At 68.1% G+C, this 17,899-nt stretch carries 15 protein-coding genes; 7 read left to right on the top strand and 8 right to left on the bottom strand.

From position 1 onward, the window contains the following. Nucleotides 1-3 precede the first annotated feature (3 nt). From AB4Z16_RS01740 to AB4Z16_RS01730, 3 genes are all read right to left on the bottom strand, one after another. A complete protein-coding gene (locus tag AB4Z16_RS01740; RefSeq protein WP_441509593.1) occupies nucleotides 4-384 on the bottom strand; it encodes a VOC family protein in 381 nt (126 codons plus the stop codon). Continuing rightward, nucleotides 384-899 carry an RNA pyrophosphohydrolase gene (locus tag AB4Z16_RS01735; RefSeq protein WP_441509592.1) on the bottom strand — a complete coding sequence of 172 codons (516 nt, stop codon included), beginning with the start codon at nucleotides 897-899 and terminating at the stop codon, nucleotides 384-386. Before AB4Z16_RS01735 ends, AB4Z16_RS01740 begins: the two co-directional genes overlap by 1 nt. A gap of 101 nt (nucleotides 900-1,000) precedes the next feature. Beyond that, complete coding sequence (locus tag AB4Z16_RS01730; protein ID WP_441509591.1) at nucleotides 1,001-1,306, bottom strand: ArsR/SmtB family transcription factor; 306 nt, start codon at nucleotides 1,304-1,306, stop codon at nucleotides 1,001-1,003. 89 nt (nucleotides 1,307-1,395) lie between these two features. Between AB4Z16_RS01730 and AB4Z16_RS01725 the strand changes: the two genes are divergently transcribed. Continuing rightward, the gene (locus tag AB4Z16_RS01725) at nucleotides 1,396-2,496 is read left to right on the top strand and encodes an NADH:flavin oxidoreductase/NADH oxidase (protein ID WP_441509590.1); all 1,101 of its coding nucleotides are present in this window, start codon (nucleotides 1,396-1,398) and stop codon (nucleotides 2,494-2,496) included. A 135-nt stretch (nucleotides 2,497-2,631) separates the two neighbouring features. Here AB4Z16_RS01725 and putA read toward each other — a convergent pair whose 3' ends face one another. Beyond that, nucleotides 2,632-5,733, bottom strand: coding sequence for a bifunctional proline dehydrogenase/L-glutamate gamma-semialdehyde dehydrogenase PutA (gene putA / locus AB4Z16_RS01720; protein WP_441509589.1), 3,102 nt, complete (start codon nucleotides 5,731-5,733; stop codon nucleotides 2,632-2,634). A 126-nt stretch (nucleotides 5,734-5,859) separates the two neighbouring features. Between putA and AB4Z16_RS01715 the strand changes: the two genes are divergently transcribed. From AB4Z16_RS01715 to AB4Z16_RS01705, 3 genes are all read left to right on the top strand, one after another. Then, nucleotides 5,860-6,318, top strand: a complete 459-nt coding sequence (locus tag AB4Z16_RS01715; protein WP_441510104.1) for an Lrp/AsnC ligand binding domain-containing protein — start codon at nucleotides 5,860-5,862, stop codon at nucleotides 6,316-6,318. A 106-nt stretch (nucleotides 6,319-6,424) separates the two neighbouring features. Continuing rightward, nucleotides 6,425-7,486, top strand: coding sequence for an ABC transporter substrate-binding protein (locus tag AB4Z16_RS01710; protein WP_441509588.1), 1,062 nt, complete (start codon nucleotides 6,425-6,427; stop codon nucleotides 7,484-7,486). Between the two features lie 96 nt (nucleotides 7,487-7,582). After that, nucleotides 7,583-9,199 carry an AMP-binding protein gene (locus tag AB4Z16_RS01705; protein WP_441510103.1) on the top strand — a complete coding sequence of 539 codons (1,617 nt, stop codon included), beginning with the start codon at nucleotides 7,583-7,585 and terminating at the stop codon, nucleotides 9,197-9,199. On the opposite strand, the gene AB4Z16_RS01700 is transcribed toward AB4Z16_RS01705, so the two are convergent. The 4 genes from AB4Z16_RS01700 to AB4Z16_RS01685 all read right to left on the bottom strand — a co-directional run bounded on the left by AB4Z16_RS01700 (nucleotide 9,168) and on the right by AB4Z16_RS01685 (nucleotide 14,143). Further along, the gene (locus AB4Z16_RS01700; RefSeq protein ID WP_441509587.1) at nucleotides 9,168-10,307 is read right to left on the bottom strand and encodes a GNAT family N-acetyltransferase; all 1,140 of its coding nucleotides are present in this window, start codon (nucleotides 10,305-10,307) and stop codon (nucleotides 9,168-9,170) included. The two genes, AB4Z16_RS01705 and AB4Z16_RS01700, sit on opposite strands and share 32 nt — an antisense overlap. Before the next feature lie 139 nt (nucleotides 10,308-10,446). Beyond that, on the bottom strand, nucleotides 10,447-11,538 hold the full coding sequence (locus AB4Z16_RS01695) for a CobW family GTP-binding protein (RefSeq protein ID WP_441509586.1): 1,092 nt from the start codon (nucleotides 11,536-11,538) through the stop codon (nucleotides 10,447-10,449). Between the two features lie 123 nt (nucleotides 11,539-11,661). Continuing rightward, the gene (locus AB4Z16_RS01690) at nucleotides 11,662-12,558 is read right to left on the bottom strand and encodes a DMT family transporter (protein ID WP_441509585.1); all 897 of its coding nucleotides are present in this window, start codon (nucleotides 12,556-12,558) and stop codon (nucleotides 11,662-11,664) included. Nucleotides 12,559-12,565: 7 nt separating this feature from the next. After that, complete coding sequence (locus AB4Z16_RS01685; RefSeq protein WP_441509584.1) at nucleotides 12,566-14,143, bottom strand: D-alanyl-D-alanine carboxypeptidase family protein; 1,578 nt, start codon at nucleotides 14,141-14,143, stop codon at nucleotides 12,566-12,568. A gap of 236 nt (nucleotides 14,144-14,379) precedes the next feature. Between AB4Z16_RS01685 and AB4Z16_RS01680 the strand changes: the two genes are divergently transcribed. From AB4Z16_RS01680 to AB4Z16_RS01670, 3 genes are all read left to right on the top strand, one after another. Next, nucleotides 14,380-15,285 carry an EamA family transporter gene (locus AB4Z16_RS01680; RefSeq protein ID WP_441509583.1) on the top strand — a complete coding sequence of 302 codons (906 nt, stop codon included), beginning with the start codon at nucleotides 14,380-14,382 and terminating at the stop codon, nucleotides 15,283-15,285. Nucleotides 15,286-15,421: 136 nt separating this feature from the next. Then, complete coding sequence (locus tag AB4Z16_RS01675; protein ID WP_441509582.1) at nucleotides 15,422-16,591, top strand: acetyl-CoA acetyltransferase; 1,170 nt, start codon at nucleotides 15,422-15,424, stop codon at nucleotides 16,589-16,591. A gap of 84 nt (nucleotides 16,592-16,675) precedes the next feature. Next, nucleotides 16,676-17,884 carry an MFS transporter gene (locus tag AB4Z16_RS01670; RefSeq protein WP_441509581.1) on the top strand — a complete coding sequence of 403 codons (1,209 nt, stop codon included), beginning with the start codon at nucleotides 16,676-16,678 and terminating at the stop codon, nucleotides 17,882-17,884. The last annotated feature ends 15 nt before the right edge of the window (nucleotides 17,885-17,899 follow it).

Genomic DNA, 17,899 nt, shown 5'->3' with positions numbered 1-17,899 from the left:
TTTTCATGCGTAGCTGATGAACTCCAGCAGCGAGCCGTCGGGGTCGCGGAAATAGACGCTCGTGCCGTGGCCGCCCCGGCCGAAGCGTTGGACCGGGCCGAGCTCGATCGTGACGTTCTGCCGTTGGAGATGGGTGATCGCTTCCGCGATCGGCCCCGGCCAGACGAAGCAGAGATCGCTGCCGCCAGGCGGAACAGGCAGGCGGGCCACCGGGGTCGGGTCGAGGCCCGGCCCGTGGCAGTTCAATTGCGCCCGCCCGATGCGATAGACGAAGCCATTCTTGTTCGGGATGATCTCGGCGCCGATCACGTCGTGGTAGAAGGCGTTCGAGCGTTCCCAGTCGCAGACATGGATCACGCAGTGGTCGAGTTCGACGATGCTCATCAGTCCATTCCTTCCGCCGTCATGGGCGTGGCGAAGGCCGTGAAGGCGGCGACGATCCGCTCGTACACGACCCGCTTGAAGGGAACGACGAGCCCCGGCATCTGGTTCAGCGGACGCCAGCGCCATTCGCTGAACTCCGCAGGCTCGTCGCCGTTCGGCTTGCTGATGTCGATCTCGTCCTCGCTGCCCGTGAAGCGGAAGGCGACCCAGCGCTGGCGCTGACCGCGAAACGCCGCGAGCCTGTGCGGCGGTCCGTCATAGGGCGGGAAGTCGTAGCTCCACCAATCGTCGGTCGCAGCTAGGAACGTGGCACGGCTGACGCCGGTCTCTTCGGCGAGTTCGCGGCGCGCGGCGGCGATGATGTCCTCGTCGGGATCGATGCCGCCCTGCGGCATCTGCCAGTCGAAGCCGGGCAGGATCACCTCGGGGCCTGCGCTATGCGAGCGGCCGGAAAAGACGAGCCCCGCTGCGTTGAACAGGGCGATGCCGACATTGGGGCGGTAGGGGAGACTCATCCGCTGAGCATACGACGCAGCCCGGGCCCGTGAAACGGCCTCGCGGGGCGTAAGCTACCTGACGCAGCCAGCTCAATTCGGAGAATGGCAGCCGGCAAAATTCAACCTTGCCGCTTCAGAAGAACGCAGGCGAGAAGGCCAGGAAAGCGTTGCTCGATATCGTCGCGGCGCAGCGCGTTCATCCGTGTCGCGCCTTCATTGCGGGTGCGGATGAGGCCGGCCTCGCGCAGGACGCGGAAATGATGCGAGACGCTGGATTTCGGCCGGTCACCTTCAAGGGCCTGGCAACTCGCCTCTCCTTCCGTCGCAAGCCGGCGGATAACCTCCAGCCGGAATGGGTCGCTCAGCGCGTGGAAGACGTCTTCCAGCGCGATTTCCTCCGAAGCGGGCAGGCGGGCATGTCGCATCGGAGAATCCTATCACAGGGATTTGATATTGCCAAAGTTCGAAAAATATCGAATTATCGAACAATCAAATTCCCTACGCGGAGCTAAGCATGTCCGGCCTGTTCGATCCTTTCAGCCTGAAGAACGTCACCTTGCGAAACCGCATCGTGACATCGCCCATGTGCCAGTATTCCGCGCAGGACGGCGTCGCCAACGAATGGCATCGCGCCCACCTCGCCGGGCTGGCCCGTGGCGGCGCCGGCCTTGTCGTCATCGAGGCGACCGGTGTCTCGCCGGAAGGGCGGATCACGCCGGCCTGCCTCGGGCTGTGGAACGACGCACAGGCCGAGGCGCTGGCGCCGATCGTCACCGAGATGCGCAAGGCCGGCGCCGTGACTGGCATCCAGATCGGCCATGCCGGCCGCAAGGCCAGCGCCAATCGTCCCTGGGAGGGCGACGATCACATCCCGGCAAACGATCCCCGCGGCTGGGAGACGATCGCTCCGTCTGCCATCGCTCAGGGCGGCGGACTCTCGCGCGTGCCGCGCGCCATGACACAGGTCGACATCGAGCGCGTCCGTGCCGATTTCGTCGCCGCCGCCGAGCGCGCCCGGGACATCGGCATCGAGTGGCTGAAGCTGCATTTCGCCCATGGCTATCTGGCGCAGAGCTTCCTGTCGCGCCATGCCAACCAGCGCACGGACGAATACGGCGGCAGCTTCGAGAACCGCAGCCGCTTCCTGATCGAGACGCTGGCCGCCGTGCGCAGGGTCTGGCCGGAGGATCGGCCGTTGTCCGCGCGCCTCGGCGTGATCGAGTATGACGGCCAGGACGAGGAGACGCTTGCCGAGGCGATCGAGCTGGTGAAGCGCCTGAAGGACGAGGGGCTGGACTTCATCGACGTCAGCGTCGGCTTCTCGACCAACGAGGCGAAGATTCCGTGGGGCCCGGCCTTCCTGGCGCCGGTGGCCGAGCGGGTGCGCCGCGAGAGCGGGTTGCCGGCCTCGACGAGCTGGTACATCAGCAAGCCCGAGCAGGCCGACGCGCTGGTGCGCGAGGGCAAGGTCGATCTCGTCACGCTCGGCCGGCCGCTGCTGGCCGATCCGCACTGGCCCTATGCCGCCGCGCAGGCGCTCGGTGTCGAGAACCCGGCCTGGAAGACCCTGCCGGCGCCTTACGCCCACTGGCTCGCACGCTACCGCGCGGCATAACGAACTGGAACTGCGCCGTCATTCCGGGCGGAGCGAAGCGAAAACCCGGAATCCATCGTCGCACGCGACGCCTGACGATGGATTCCGGATCGGCGACGCGTCCCGCCTTGCCGGAAACGACGGGGGAAGCCGCTGCTACTCGCCCATCGCGATCAGGCTGGCATTGCCGCCGGCCGCCGCGGTGTTGATCGTCACCGTCTGCTCCGTGGCGAAGCGGGCGAGGTAATGCGGGCCGCCGGCCTTGGGGCCGGTGCCCGACAGCCCGTGGCCGCCGAAGGGCTGCACGCCGACCACCGCGCCGATGATGTTGCGGTTCACATAGATGTTGCCGGCCGAGAGGCGCTCGGCCACGCGCTCGACCGTCGTCTCGATGCGCGAGTGGACGCCGAGCGTCAGCCCGTAGCCGGAGGCATCGATCGCATCGATCACCTTGTCGAGCTCGCCCGCCTTCCAGCGCACGACGTGCAGGATCGGCCCGAAATGCTCGGCGGTGAGGTCGGTGACGCGGTCCAGCCTGACGATATGCGGCGCGACGAAGGTGCCGCCGAGATCGGGTGCCTCACCGGCCCAGGCGACGCGGCCCTGCTGCCGCATGGCGGCGACATGGCTGTCGAGCCGCTGCTTGGCGGCGGCGTCGATGACCGGGCCTATGTGGATGTCGAGCCGGCGGGGATCGCCGAGCTTGAGCTCCTTGGTCGCGCCTTCGATCATTTCGAGCATCTTGTCGGCGACGTCGTCCTGCACCACGAGCAGCCTGAGCGCCGAGCAGCGCTGGCCGGCCGAGCGGAAGGCCGACATCACGACATCATCGGCGACCTGCTCTGGCAGGGCGGTGGCATCGACGATCATGGCGTTGAGACCGCCCGTCTCGGCGATCAGCGGCACGATCGGGCCGTCCTTGGCAGCGAGCGCCCGGTTGATGCCGCGGGCGGTCGCGGTCGAGCCGGTGAAGGCGACGCCGGCCACGTCCTTATGCGCGACCAGCGCCGCGCCGGCCTCGGTTCCGCCCGGCACGAGATGCAGCGCGCTGACCGGCACGCCGGCCTCGTGCAGGATCTTCACCGCGACCGTCGCGATGATCGGCGTCTGCGGCGCCGGCTTGGCGACGACGCTGTTGCCGGCGACGAGCGCGGCGACGACCTGGCCGGTGAAGATCGCGAGCGGGAAGTTCCAGGGCGCGATGCAGACGAAGGCGCCGCGCCCGCGCAGGATCAGCCGGTTCTCCTCGCCGGTCGGGCCGGGCAGCACCGTCGGGCTCGCGAACTGCTCCTCCGCCTGCGCGGCGTAGTAGCGGCAGAAATCGACGGTCTCGCGCACCTCGGAGATGGCGTCGTCGATGGTCTTGCCGGCCTCGCACTGGAGCAGCGCGATCAGCAACCCATGACGGGCCTCCATGATGTCGGCGGCCCTGCGCAGCGCAGCGGCGCGGATGCGGGCCGGCGTCTCGCTCCAGGCGCGGAAGCCGGCCTTCGCCGCGAGCAGGGCACGTTCGGCGGTCGCGGCATCGGCCTCGATGACCTTGCCGATCGGCTTGTTGTCGATGGGCGAGCGCACGTCGTGAGCGGCGCCGGGCTGGGCCTTGCCGTCGATGATCGGCGCGGCATCCGGGAAGCTCTTCGCCGCCGCGATGTCCTTCACCAGCGCGTCGAGGCTGGCTTCGTGGCCGAGCTCAGTGCCGGCCGAGTTCTTGCGCGACGGCCCGTAGAGATCGGCCGGAAGCGGGATGCGGCGATGCCGCGCCGCGCCCGGCGTGCCGATGATGTCGGCGGGTGCGAGCAGAAGCTGCGAGACCGGCACGTCGGGATCGCCGGAGGCGCTGACGAAGGAGGAGTTGGCGCCGTTCTCCAGCAGGCGGCGGACGAGATAGGCGAGCAGGTCCTGATGGCCGCCGACCGGCGCATAGGTGCGGCAGGCATAGCCTTCGTTCTCGCGCAGCAGCTTCTCGTAGAGCGCCTCGCCCATGCCGTGCAGGCGCTGGAACTCGAAGCCCTCGGCATTACCAGCCATCTCGGCGACGGTCGCGACGGTCAGCGCATTATGCGTGGCGAATTGCGGGATGATGCGGGGCCTGAGCTTCAGGAGCTGTGCCGCGCAGGCCTCGTAGTTCAAATCCGTCATCGCCTTGCGGGTGAAGACGGGATAGTCGGCCAGCCCGCGCTCCTGCGCGCGCTTGAGCTCGGTGTCCCAATAGGCGCCCTTGACCAGCCGCACCATCATGCGCCGGTTATAGGTCTCTGCCAGCCGGCCGATATGGTCGATCACCGCCGAGGCGCGCTTCTGATAGGCCTGGATCGCGAGGCCGAAACCGTCCCAGCCGTCGAGCGAGGGATCGGCGAAGACGGCGTCGATCACATCGAGCGACAGCTCGAGCCGGTCGGCCTCTTCGGCGTCCACGGTGAAGTTGAGGTCGTAGCTCTTGGCCTGGCGAGCGAGCTCGATCACCTTCGGAACGAGCTCTGAGAGCACGCGCTCATGGTTGGTGGCGTCGTAGCGCGGATGCAGCGCCGAGAGCTTGACCGAGATGCCCGGCCGGTTGGGCAGCTTGTCATTGCCGGCGGACCGGCCGATGGCGTCGATCGCATCAGCATATGACTTGAAATAGCGGTCGGCATCGGCCTGGGTGCGCGCGCCTTCGCCGAGCATGTCGAAGGAATAGCGGTAGAGCTTGCCGGTGCCGGAACGGGCGCGCTTCAGCGCCTCCTCGATCGTCTGGCCGAGCACGAAATGGCTGCCCATCACGCGCATCGCCTGGCGGGTCGCGGTGCGCACGGTCGGCACGCCCAGGCGCTTTGCGAGGCTGCTGACGATGCCCGTCGGCGTCTCGCCCGGCTGGATGACGCGGGCGGTGATGCCGAGCGCCCAGGCCGAGGCCGAGACCAGGAAGGCATCGGATTTCGACTCGTGATGGGCGAAGTCGCCCTGGCCGAGCTTGTCCTCGATCAGTTGGTCGGCGGTGGCGGCATCCGGCACGCGCAGCAGCGCCTCGGCCAGCACCATCAGGGCAAGCCCTTCCTTGGTGGAGAGCGAATACTCGCGCAGCAATTCCTCGATGCCGCCGAGCCCGACCTTGCGGGTGCGGATGGCATCGATCAGCCCGGTCGCGCGCGCGTCGATCCGGGCCTTGGCGGCGGGGTCGCGCCGGGCGCCGGCGAGCAGGCGGCCGGCGATGGCGCCGTCATCCTCGGCATAGGGCGCGCGGAAAGGCGGCATGGCGGTACGCGGGGCAGAGGCGACCATAAAGGGCTCCGAAGGAGGCTGGACTGGATTATCTAAAGGATGGTGGATCAATCGCCGCATATCAATTGGCATTTCACCGGTATTTCCAGTATGAAATCCAATGCTTTGGCGATTTTATAGAGAATTATCATGCTGGATAGGACGGATCGCCGTATCCTCGCCCTGCTGCAGGGCGATGGGCGCATCGCCGGCGTCGAGCTTGCCGAGAAGGTCGGGCTTTCTCCCACCGCCACGGGCGAGCGCCTGAAGCGGCTGACGCGCGACGGCTACATCACCGGCTACCGCGCCACGCTCGATCCGGAGAAGCTCGGCCTGCACCTCCTCGTCTTCGTCGAGGTCTATCTCGACAAGACGACGCCGGATGCCTTCGAGCGCTTCGCCGCGGCGGTGAAGCGGGCGCCGGAGGTCCTGGAATGCCACATGGTCGCGGGCGGCTTCGACTATCTGGTCAAGACGCGCGTGGCGGACATGAACGCCTATCGCCGCTTCCTTGGCGAGGTGCTGCTGGCCCTGCCGGCGGTCCGGGAGACGCGGACCTATGCAGTGATGGAAGAAGTGAAAACCGACGGCGCACTGCCCTTGTAACGAAACATCTGCCGCGTTGACGCCATTTCAACATCTTATGCTGTCAAGAAGCATGGACGATGCGGAGATGCCGCATCGCGGTCAGCAAGGCGCCCGGAGTCCTGCCATGCCCCTCGTTCCGCCCCCTCGTTTCCCAGTCCTGTGTCGGCGCGGGTTCGGGCAGCTGGCGGCCGGCTTTGTGGCGGCCTGCATCGCGGGCGGCGGCGCTGCCCGTGCGCAGGGCAATACGCCGGTTCGCTTCGCGCTGGACCGGCGTTTCGACGGCTTGACCGCGCCTTTCCTGGCCGCGCAGGACAAGGGCTATTTCGGAGCCGAGGGACTCGATGTCACCATCGAGCCGGGCAGCGGCTCGCGTGCCATGCTGCAGCGGCTGGCCGCCGGCGCGCAGGATGCCGGCTTCGGGGACGTCAATGCGCTCATCCGCTTCCGCGACGAGAACCCCGGCGCCGATCTGAAGGCGGTGATGATCATCCACGATCGGCCGGGCTTCGCGCTGATCGGCCGCAAGAGCCGGGGCATCACGGCCGAGCCCGCGAGCCTGGAGGGCCGCAAGCTGGGCACGGCGAGCGCCGAGGCCAGCTTTGCGCAGTGGCCGATCTTCAAGAGCCTGAACAAGATCGACGACAGCAAGATCAGGCTGGAGACCGTGGGTCTTCCGGTGCGGGAGCCGATGCTGGCTTCCGGGGAACTCGATGCCGCCTTTGGGTTTGGCACCTCGACCTATGTTTCCCTCAAGGGGCGCGGTGTGCCGGCGGACGATATCGTGCTGATGGAAATGGCCGATCACGGCCTTGTGCTCTATGGCAACGCGGTCATCGTGGCGGGCAAGTTCGCCGCCAGCAAGCCCGATGCGGTGCGCGGTCTTGTGCGCGCCGTCACGCACGGGGTCCGCGATGCCGTCATGAACCCTGGCGCCAGCGCGCAGCTGGTGGTTCGCCGCAACGAGGATGCTCAGCCGGAGATCGAGCGCGAGAAGCTCGGCATGGTCAACGAGCGGAACGTGCTCACACCCTATGTCCGGGCGCACGGCCTGGGCGGGATCGATGGCGAGCGCTGGTCGCAGGCGCTGGATCAGCTCACTTTGGCGGGAAGCTTCCGGGACAAGGCGCGCGCGGGCGATGCATTTTCGGACGCATTCCTGCCGCCAGCCGGCGAACGCATGTTCTGAGCGCATCGTGACGCACGGAGAGGCCGCGCCCCGGGTAGGTGACAGGGGCTGAGCGCGTGCCTATCGTGCCGCGCCTGCCACCGGACCTCCATCTTGATATTGCCAGACCTGACCGACTACGCCGCATTGCGTGACGCTTTCCGCTGGCGCATTCCGGATCGCTACAACATCGCCGTCGACGTCTGCGACCGCTGGGCCGCGAGCGCGCCGGAACGGTCGGCCATCATCGAGGTTTCGCAGGATTGGCGGGTGACGCCGGTCAGCTTCGGCTGGTTCCGCGAGCATTCCAACCGTCTCGCCAACGCCCTGCGCGCCCGCGGCGTCGGCCGTGGCGACCGCGTCGCCATCCTGTTGCCGCAGGGGCGAGAGGTGCTGACCGCCCATCTCGCGGCTTACAAGCTCGGCGCCATCGCGGTGCCGCTGGCGGCGCTGTTCGGCGTGGATGCGTTGGCCTACCGGCTGGAGGATTCCGGCGCGAAGGTCGTGGTGACCAACGAAGCCGGCCTCGCCAAGCTCCGCCAGATCGCGCAGCCGCTGCCGGAACTCGCTTTGCTGATTTCGACCGACGGGCCGGATCGCGGCGCGCAAGGTTGGGAGGATCTCCTCGCCGAAGGCAGCCCCGATTTCACGCCGGTGGAGACCACGCCGGACGATCCGGCCTTGATGATCTATACCTCGGGCACGACTGGCAATCCGAAGGGCGCGCTGCATGGCCACCGCGTCCTGCCCGGCCATCTGCCGGGCGTGCAGATGCCGCATGAATTCATGCCGCGGCCGGGCGACCTCGCCTGGACGCCGGCCGACTGGGCGTGGGCCGGCGGCCTGCTCAACATGCTGCTGCCGGCGCTGCATTTCGGCGTCGCGGTGGTCGCGCGGCCGGTGACGCGCTTCGGGCCCGACGAGGCCTATCGTCTGATCCAGGATCTCGGCATCCGCAACGCCTTCGTGCCGCCGACCGCGCTGAGGATGCTGCGCGGCGCCGGCAATCCGCGCGGCCGCTGGCGGCTCAACCTGCGCACGGTCGCGGCGGCGGGCGAGGCGCTCGGCGCCGAGACGCTGGCCTGGGGGCGCGAGGCGCTGGGCCTCACGATCAACGAGGCCTATGGCCAGACCGAGTGCAATCTCGTCCTTGCCTCCAGCGCCGCCATCGGCGTGAGCCGGCCCGGCTCCATCGGCAAGGCGGTTCCCGGCCATGATGTCGCGATCATCCGGCCCGACGGCTCGGTCTGCGCTGTCGGCGAGGAGGGGCAGATCGCCGTGCGCCGGCCCGACCCGGTGATGTTCCTCGAGTATTGGCGCAATCCGGAGGCGACGGCGGCGAAGTTCGTCGGCGACTGGATGACCACCGGCGACCAGGGCGCGCAGGATGCCGACGGCTATGTCCGCTTCATCGGCCGCGACGACGATGTCATCACCTCCTCCGGCTATCGGATCGGGCCGGGCGAGATCGAGGATTGCCTGCTGAAACATCCCGCAGTCTCGCTCGCTGCGGTGGTCGGCAAGCCCGACGCGCTGCGCACCGAGATCGTCAAGGCCTTCATCGTCCTGAAGCCGGGTCAGGACGGCTCGCCGTCTCTGGTCTCCGAGCTTCAGAACTTCGTGCGCTCACGGCTTTCGGCGCATGAGTATCCGCGCGAGATCGCGTTTCGGGGCGAATTGCCGCTGACCACGACGGGCAAGATCATCCGCCGTGTGCTGCGGGCCGAGGCCTGAACAGCGACTGGCCGATCCGCCGGCGAATACGCGCTGCCAGATCGGCCGGGGTGCCGGCCCGTCGATGGTTGAGGCGCAGCGTTCCGAAGCCGCCGCTCACGGCTTCGAAGATCGGCAGGCCGCCAGCGAGCCTGATCGAGCGCGCGGGAGCGGCCTTGCGCATCATCGCTAGGAGCAGCGCCAGCGGCCTGGCCGGGGCCAGGCCGTCATCGCCGGCCGCCAGATAGAGCCAGCGCGACGGAGCGCGGCCGAGCGTCAGTGCTGCCGCTATCGGCTTTTCGTCCAGCATCAGCAGCGCGATCCGGCACAGTTTCTGTCGGCTGAGGTTGCGGCTCATGCTGCGCAGGAAGGCGGCCTCGCGGATATCCTGAAGGGTTGCCCGGCCGGTCTGCCCACGTTGGCCCGACGCCTCCAGCGCAAGCAGGATCTCGACGGCGTCGCGCCGGCCGGCAAGGGTCGAAGGTTCTTCGAGGCGCAGCGTTCCCTGTGCCTCCAAAGCCGTCCGTGCCCCCCTGGGGCCGGCCGAGTCCGCCAGCCGCGGGCCGGGCAAGCCAATATCTTGCCAGTCCGCCGCGAAGCCGTGCCTGCGGGCTATGCGGATGAGTGCCGTCGCGAACGGTCCGGCCGGATCGACCGCCGGGAATGTCAGGCCGGCGGTCGGCCCCGCCTCCCGGCGCCAGGCACGCAGCAGCGCGGAGAGGGCTGGCGCCACGAAAGTGCTGTCGATCAGGGGCGTGCCGTTGAACAGGCGGGGATCGGCGAATTCGTCGAGAGCCTCGGCCGCGAACAAGCGCTGGCGCCGGCGGAACGGCACGAGGCCGATCAGTCGGCGCGGTTGCCGTGCTGCCTCACCCTGCCAGAGCAGCATGAGCGCGACGTCACGGAACGAGACGAGATGCTGGGCCGCAGCGAGCGCGAATCCGGGATCGAGAAAGGGATTGGGCTCGATCGCACGCGCTGCGAGATCAGCCCATTCTTCGACGATCCCGTCGCAGGAGGAGAGCGGGCGGATTTCGCAGTGCACCGCCGTGCCGGGATGCGATCGCGCCCCGGTCGGCATCATCGACGCCGTGCCGCCCACGCTAGCCAGGGCCATGATCTTGCTCATCCGCTCCCGCTCCCGATGCGTCGCTCCGGCGCAAGGCTGTGCCGTATTGGCGAGACACGGGCATGTGCCTCGCCATGCGGGAGAGATGCTTCAAGAAGCAGGCCGCTGCGGCTGTGCCAGGGCGACCGGTCGAGGGTGGCTAGGAGCGCGCGGCCTCGGCGCGCTCCGCCTGCTGGCCGAGGAAGGCCGACCACAGGCGTTGGACGGTCTCCTCCTCGATATCCTTGACGATCAGGACGAGGCGCGAGCGCCGGTCGGCATCAGGCCAGGAGTCGAGCGTGACGGGCGGATGCAGGATCTGCTGGACGGCATGCACGAGCAGCGGATGTCCGGGCTGCTCGGCTACATCGACAAGGCCTTTCAGCCGTAGCAGCCGCGGCCCATGGATCGAGCGCAGCAGGGTCCAGAACAGATCGAAGGTGCTGCGGGCGACCGGCCGATCGGCCGTCACCGCGAAGGCGCGGATCGCGTCGTCGTGACGATTGACGTCATGCGGGTCCTGCCCGTGCCCGTGCCCGTGGTCATGGTGATGGTGATGATGGCTGTGGCCGTGATCGGGGATTTCGGTTTCGGCCAGCCAGCGGCGCAGCGCAGCCGGGCGCTCAGCCAGATCGTAGAGGCCGGCGCCCGTCAGCGCGCTCGCCGCCGCATCCGGAGGAAGGATCTCGACGCCGGGATTCAGCGCGGCGAGGCGTGCGCGCAGCGCATCGGCCGGGCCTGCGAGGTCGGTCTTGGTCAGGACGAGCCGGTCGGCGGCGACGACCTGCCGGCGCGCCTCCTCATGGCCATCGAGCGTCGCCATGCCGTTGACGGCGTCGACGAGCGTGACGACGCCGTCGAGCCGGAAGCGCATGGCAAGATAGGGGTGGTTGATCAGCACGTTCAGGATGGGCGCGGGGTCCGCGAGGCCGGTCGTCTCGATGACGAGGCGGGCAAAGGCGCCGATCCGGCCATTATCCCTCCGGCGCAGCAGATCCTCGAGCGTGACAATGAGATCGTCGCGGATCGTGCAGCACAGGCAGCCGGATTCGAGGAGGATCATGTTCTCCTCGACACCCTCGACCATCAGGTGGTCGAGCCCGATTTCGCCGAATTCGTTGACGAGCACCACGGTGTCCGCGAGCGCAGGGTCCTTCAGCAGCCGGTTCAGCAGCGTCGTCTTGCCGGCGCCGAGGAAGCCGGTGAGCAGGGTCAGCGGTATGGGAGCAGGGCGGGCATTGGCGCCGGTCATGATCTGTCGTCCGGTCTCAGCGCATCGGACCGAAAAGGGGAATCCACCTTCCGGGAAAATCCGACGCTTCGTCAAAGGGCTGGGGCGCCGCCATGCGTCCTGAGACACAGAACGATCCAGCCTTCAGGCAGGCACCACGCCCCGCCGCGAATGTTCTACTATTACATTAATGACCAGCGCGACGATGACAAGGGCGCCGCCGGCATATTGCAGCGGGCCCAGCCGCTCGGCGAGCACGATGGCGGCGATCGCCACGGCGAAGACCGGTTCGGCGCAGAAGGCGAGGCCGGCCGGCCCGGGCGCGATGCGCGCCAGCGCCAGGATCTGGAAGAGGAATCCGACGATGTAGCCGCCATAGGTAATGGCGACGGCGATCGGCGCGAGCAGGAAGGTCTGCGGCGGCAGCAGCCCGCCCGTGATCAGCAGGATCGCCAGCGTCACCGGCAGGATGACGATATGCGACCAGAACAGCTTCGGCAGCGTCGCGACCTCGGCGCAGCGCGCGGCGGCGAAGAACTGCGCGGTGGCGCTGAGGCTGGCGATGAAGGCGAGGGCGAGCCCGCGAGGATCGAGCCCGCTGAGGTCGGGGCCGACGACCAGTGCGATTCCAAGGAAGGCCATGAGCGCGACTGCGAACCGGTCGGCCCGGAAGGGGGCTGCCGTGAACAGCGGTTCGGTCAGCACGATCAGGATCGGAAAGGTGTAGAACACCACAGCCGCGACCGAGACCGGCACGAAGCTGACCGAGGAGAGATAGGCGGTGCCGACCAACGCGGTCGCGAGACCGAAGAGCAGGACGGGCTGCCGTTCGTTGCGGGCGAGACTGAGGGAACTGCGCCAGGCCAGCGCGGCGCCGCCGACCAGGATCAGCATCAGCAGGACGCGGTAGAAGACGAGCAAAGGACCGCTGAGGCCGACCTGCCCGGCGATCTGCGCGCTGACGATATTGGTGCCGAAGGCGGCCGCCGAGGCAAAAGCCAGCAGCAAACCCTGGCGTGCGCTGGCTGCCCCCGTGTCCAATCAGGCCTCAGGCGTCGCTGGCGGGCTTGGCCTTTGCCTTGGCCGCGGGCTTGTCGGCCTGCGGCTTCACGGCAGCCTGCGACGGCCGGGGCTTGGGCAGTGAGCTCGTGCTGGCGGGCGCCTTGCCGGGTTGGGGCTTGGTCGCCGGAGTCTTTGCGGGCTGGGGCTTGGCCGCTTGCGCCTTGGCGTTGCGGGGAGCGGGTTTGATGCCGGCGGCCGCGCCCGCACGCAGGCTCGCGGCATTCGCCGCACCGCGCTGGACCGCGCCCTGAAGCCGCAGCGGGCCGGCCTCGAACGCATTGGCGGAGGGCTGGACCGGCGCATCGGCGGGGGCGAAGGCGGTGGTGCCACGCGGGATCGCGCCATTGCTCGACGCGGTGCGGCGCGGCGCAATGGCGAGCCCGGCGGCGACGGGAGCGCCCGGCTCGATCGTCGGGGCCGTGCCGCGCGCGACCCGCGATTCCGGCTGGGCCGTGGCGTTGGCGGCGAGCGGAGCGGCGGCGGAGCCGGCGGTGCGGCCGAAGGAGACCTGAACCGGCACGACCTGCGCGCGCTGGCCGAGAACGATGCGCCCGCGCGGCGAGCGCGTAGCGACGGGGCCTGCCGACTGCGTCGTGAAGCCGCCGAACCGGCCGCCGTCCGAATCATTGCCGCCGGCGGCAGCCGAAGCGGCGATCGGGCCGGAGATGTCGGCATCGTCAGCCAGCGCCACGCCGCCGCCGCGATGGCGAACGTCGTCGCAGATATTCGGCGCGCGCGTGCCGCTGGGCGCCATGGAGGCGACGGTGATGCCGCCTCCGCCCCAGCGGCTGAAGCCGTCGTCGAGGAGCTGGGCGGCCTTGACGGTGCGCTCGACGCCGGAAACCGAGCCGAGCACCACGGCGATCAGCGTCTTGCCGCCGCGGCTGGCCGTCGCAACGACGTTGAAGCCGGAGGCGCAGGTGAACCCCGTCTTCATGCCCTCGATGCCGGGGTAGCGGCCGACCAGGCCATTGGTGTTCTGCATCACCTGCTTGCCGAGCTGCACGGCCGAGGTGTTCCAATAGTCCGAATATTGCGGGAAGTCGTGCATCAGCGCCATGGCGAGCACGGCGAGATCACGCGCGCTGGTCTGCTGGTCGGGATGGTCCCAACCATTGGGGTTGACGAAATTGCTGTCGCGCATGCCGAGGCGCTGAGCCTCGGCATTCATCATGCCGACGAAGGTCGGGACATCGCCGCCGACGCCCTCGGCCACGACATAGGCGATGTCGTTGGCCGATTTCACCATCATGATCCGCAGCGCGTTGTCGAGCGTGATCTCCTGCCCCGGCCGGGCATAGACCTTCACGCGCGGCTGGCTGGCTGCGAGCTTCGAAACCGGGATCGCGGTCTCCAGTGCGAGGCGCCCTTCCCGCACCGCCTTCAGCGCGAGATAGATCGTCATCATCTTGGTGGTGGAGGCCGGCCGCCAGGCCTGCGTCGCGTTTTCGCTCGAGAGAACCGCACCGCTCGACGCGTCGACGACCAGACTCGCCCCGGCGAGAGCGGGGCCCGTCGCGATGAAGCTGAGGGCGAGGACGGCGGCAAAGCGGGAGGGGGTCATCGGGCGGGCTTTGAACCTGTCTGGATGAAGCTGGCGGGACGAAGAGGAAGCGGGCAGTCTGGACCAAGCGGGACGCGCAGCTTTCAACGCGACGCATGCGGCATTTTCGAGACGGCCGACGCAGTCGCCAGCCAGCAGATGCATACCTACCCTCTGCCGAGCGATTTGCCTAGACGGGAGCGTCGGTTCAAAAGCGGCGGGCAACCTTAGGCGCTCATTCCTTCCCGGAGCTTACCGTGGCTTTTGGCCTTCTCTGGATTCCGGCGACGATTCTCGCCTCGCTGCTGCAGACTGCCCGCAATCTGGCGCAACGCTCCCTCACGGACATCATCGGCGTCGTCGGCGCCACGCAGGTGCGCTTCCTCTTCGGCCTGCCTTTCGCCGTGCTGTTCCTGGTCCTGGCCTGCATCGGTCTGGAGCGGTTGCCGCCGGCCGTCGGCATGGCTTCCCTGGGCTATACGCTCTGGGGCGCGCTGACGCAGATTGCGGCGACGGCGCTGATGCTGGCGGCGATGCGCGAGCGCTCCTTCGCGGTCACCACCGCCTACACCAAGACCGAGCCCGTGCAGGTCGCGCTGTTCGGGGCGTTCCTGCTTGGCGACGCGCTGACGCCGCTGAAGTTCCTCGCCATCGCGATCGCGACGGCCGGTGTGATCGTCGTCTCGTGGAAACCCGGCGAGAAACTGACCCGCGCCGGCCTGCGCCCGGCCGTGCTCGGCATCGTCTCGGGTGCCTTCTTCGCCCTCTCGGCGATCGGCTTTCGCGGCGGCATTCAGGCGCTGCCGGAGGGCGGCTTCCTGATCCGCGCCTCGACCATTCTCGTGCTCGGCCTCGGCTTGCAGACGCTGATCCTCACGGCCTACCTGCTCGCCGCCAATCGCGAGGCCCTGTTACGGAGCCTCAAGAACTGGCGCCGGTCGCTCTCCGCCGGCTTCCTCGGAGCCGCCGCTTCGCAGTTCTGGTTCATCGGCTTCTCGCTGACCACGGCCGCGAATGTCCGCACGCTGGCGCTGATCGAGGTGCCGCTGGCGCAGATCGCCTCGCGTCGCCTCTTTTCCGAAGGCACAAGCCGGCGCGAGATCTTGGGCATGGCGATGATCGTCGGCGGCGTCGGGCTGCTGCTCTCGGTGGCATTGCGATGAGCCCAGCAGCCAGCTAGTGCTGGAGACAAGAAGAGTCAGCCGATCCACGCACGGCGATCATGCACGGATACCGGCTTGCCGGGCGGCGCAAGGCTGCCAAGATGACGTGTAGCTACACATTATAAGGAGAGCCGTCATGAGCGCTGCAATCGTCGGCTGGGCGCATACGCCGTTCGGCAAGCAGGATGCCGAAACCGTCGAAAGTCTCATCGTGCGGGTCGCGACCGACGCACTGGTCGATGCCGGCATCACCGCCGATCAGGTCGACGAGATCGTGCTCGGCCACTACAACGCCGGCTTCTCGGCACAGGACTTCACCGCCTCGCTCGTCCTGCAGGCCGATCCGGCCCTGCGCTTCAAGCCGACCACCCGCGTCGAGAATGCCTGCGCCACCGGCTCCGCCGCCGTCCATCAGGGCGTGCGGGCGATCAAGGCAGGCGACGCCAAGATCGTGCTCGTCGTCGGCGTCGAGCAGATGACGAAGACGCCGGGGGCAGAGATCGGCAAGAACCTGCTCAAGGCCTCCTATCTGCCCGAGGATGGCGACACGCCGGCCGGCTTTGCCGGTGTCTTCGGCAAGATCGCCGCCGCCTACTTCCAGCGCCACGGCGACCAGTCCGACGCGCTCGCGATGATCGCGGCCAAGAACCACAAGAACGGCGTCGAGAACCCCTATGCGCAAATGCGCAAGGATCTCGGCTATGCCTTCTGCCGCGAGGAGAGCGAGAAGAATCCCTATGTCGCCGGCCCGCTGAAGCGCACCGACTGCTCGCTGGTTTCGGACGGCGCCGCTGCGCTGGTGCTGGCCGACGAGGCGACCGCCTTGCAGATGCGCCGCGCCGTCGGTTTCCGCGGCATGGCCCATGTCCAGGATTTCCTGCCGATGTCGAAGCGCGACATCCTGAAGTTCGAGGGCGGCGCGCTCGCCTGGCAGAAAGCCCTGGCCCAGGCCGGCGTGACGCTCGACGACCTCTCCTTCGTCGAGACGCATGACTGCTTCACCATCGCCGAACTCATCGAATACGAGGCGATGGGCCTGACCAAGGAAGGCGACGGCGCCCGCGCCATCAAGGAAGGCTGGACGCAGAAGGACGGCAAGCTGCCGGTCAATGCTTCCGGCGGCCTCAAGGCCAAGGGCCATCCGATCGGCGCGACCGGCGTCTCGATGCATGTGCTCTCGGCGATGCAGCTCACCGGCGAGGCGCCGGAGGGCATGCAGCTCAGCGAGCCGCGCCTCGGCGGCATCTTCAACATGGGCGGGGCCGCGGTCGCGAACTACGTCTCCGTGCTCGAACGCATCAAGTGAGGCGGGCGTCCCGGGCAAGCGCAGAGCGGGCTTGCGGACAGCGGGAGCGCCGGAACACAGGCCGCCGAGCAAAGGCGGCCTGATGTGACGAGCTTCGTCGTTCTGCTGCTCGCCTATATCCTGAGCCAGTTCTTCCGCGCCTTTCTGGCCGTGATCTCGGGGGATCTCACGCGGGATCTCGGCCTCGATCAGGGGCAGCTCGGCAGCCTGCAGGCCGCTTGGCTGGTCGCCTTCGCGCTCTCGCAATTCCCGGTCGGATATGCGCTCGACCGGATAGGCCCGCGGCGGACGCTGGCCGGCTTCCTTCTCGTCGCCGTCGCCGGGACGGTGATCTTCGGCCTGTCGCAAAACTATGTGACTGCCCTGACGGCCCTCGCGCTGATCGGCATCGGTTGCTCGCCCATCCTGATGTCCGGCTTCTATCTCGCCGCGCGGCTCTATTCGCCGCGGCATTTCGCGACGATGTCGTCACTCCTGATCGGGTTCGGCTCCGTCGGCGATCCCCTGAGCGGCGCGCCGCTCGCCTATTTCCTGGCGGCCTATGGTTGGCGTGCGACTGTCTTCGGCCTCGCCGGAATCGTGGCGCTGACGGCCTTGCTGGTGATCCTGTTGTTGAAGGACCCGCCGCCGCTGCCCGACACTCCGCAACGGCATGTCTCGCTGCTGGAGGGAATCCGGCAGATCTTGGTGAAGCGGCCGCTCTGGCTGATCTTCCCCTTCACCTTCGTGAGTTACGGGGTGACGATCTCGACGCGCGGCTTGTGGATCGCGCCCTATCTCCAGACCGTGCACGGCTTCGACCTTGCCGCGACCAGCTATGCGGCGATGGCCATGGGCGGCTTCATCGCGCTGGGAGCGCTGCTGGTGTTGCCGCTCTATCGACGGATCGGCGCCAAGATCACAGTCGTGGGTTGTGGGGTGATCGTAGTCTTGGCGTGCCTGGTGCTGGCACTCTGGGGACAGGAATCGCCCCGCCTCGCGGTTGGCCTCTTCCTCGTCATCGGTCTGTTCGGTGTCACCTATGCCGTGGTGATGGCGCATGCGCGCGCCTTCATGTCGCCTCTGGAGATCGGCCGCGGCGTCACCTTCATGAATTTCGTCTTCATGGGCGGGGCGGGCGTGATGCAATGGCTTTCGGGTCGGCTCGTCAACACCCTCGACAGGCACGGCTACGAGCCGCAGACCACCTTCGGCTGGCTGTTCGTCTTCATGGGCGTCGCGCTGGCGGCCACACTTGCCGTCTATGCGGCCTCGCCGTCGGAGTCGAAGGCTGCCGCCCCCGCGGTCAGGTAGCGCCGGACCGGCCTC

The sequence above is a fragment of the Allobosea sp. TAF32 genome (assembly GCF_052113585.1).
In the GTDB taxonomy this organism is placed as follows: domain Bacteria; phylum Pseudomonadota; class Alphaproteobacteria; order Rhizobiales; family Beijerinckiaceae; genus Allobosea.
The sequence above is the reverse complement of the archived record's forward strand: the minus strand, read 5'-3'. Positions and strand labels throughout refer to the sequence as shown.

Excerpts from the sequence above, each read along its gene's own strand:
- AB4Z16_RS01740 (WP_441509593.1), bottom strand. The coding sequence starts at position 384 with ATGAGCATCGTCGAACTCGACCACTGCGTGATCCATGTCTGCGACTGG.
- AB4Z16_RS01735 (WP_441509592.1), bottom strand. The coding sequence starts at position 899 with ATGAGTCTCCCCTACCGCCCCAATGTCGGCATCGCCCTGTTCAACGCA.
- AB4Z16_RS01730 (WP_441509591.1), bottom strand. The coding sequence starts at position 1,306 with ATGCGACATGCCCGCCTGCCCGCTTCGGAGGAAATCGCGCTGGAAGAC.
- AB4Z16_RS01725 (WP_441509590.1), top strand. The coding sequence starts at position 1,396 with ATGTCCGGCCTGTTCGATCCTTTCAGCCTGAAGAACGTCACCTTGCGA.
- putA (WP_441509589.1), bottom strand. The coding sequence starts at position 5,733 with ATGGTCGCCTCTGCCCCGCGTACCGCCATGCCGCCTTTCCGCGCGCCC.
- AB4Z16_RS01710 (WP_441509588.1), top strand. The coding sequence starts at position 6,425 with ATGCCCCTCGTTCCGCCCCCTCGTTTCCCAGTCCTGTGTCGGCGCGGG.
- AB4Z16_RS01700 (WP_441509587.1), bottom strand. The coding sequence starts at position 10,307 with ATGAGCAAGATCATGGCCCTGGCTAGCGTGGGCGGCACGGCGTCGATG.
- AB4Z16_RS01695 (WP_441509586.1), bottom strand. The coding sequence starts at position 11,538 with ATGACCGGCGCCAATGCCCGCCCTGCTCCCATACCGCTGACCCTGCTC.
- AB4Z16_RS01685 (WP_441509584.1), bottom strand. The coding sequence starts at position 14,143 with ATGACCCCCTCCCGCTTTGCCGCCGTCCTCGCCCTCAGCTTCATCGCG.
- AB4Z16_RS01675 (WP_441509582.1), top strand. The coding sequence starts at position 15,422 with ATGAGCGCTGCAATCGTCGGCTGGGCGCATACGCCGTTCGGCAAGCAG.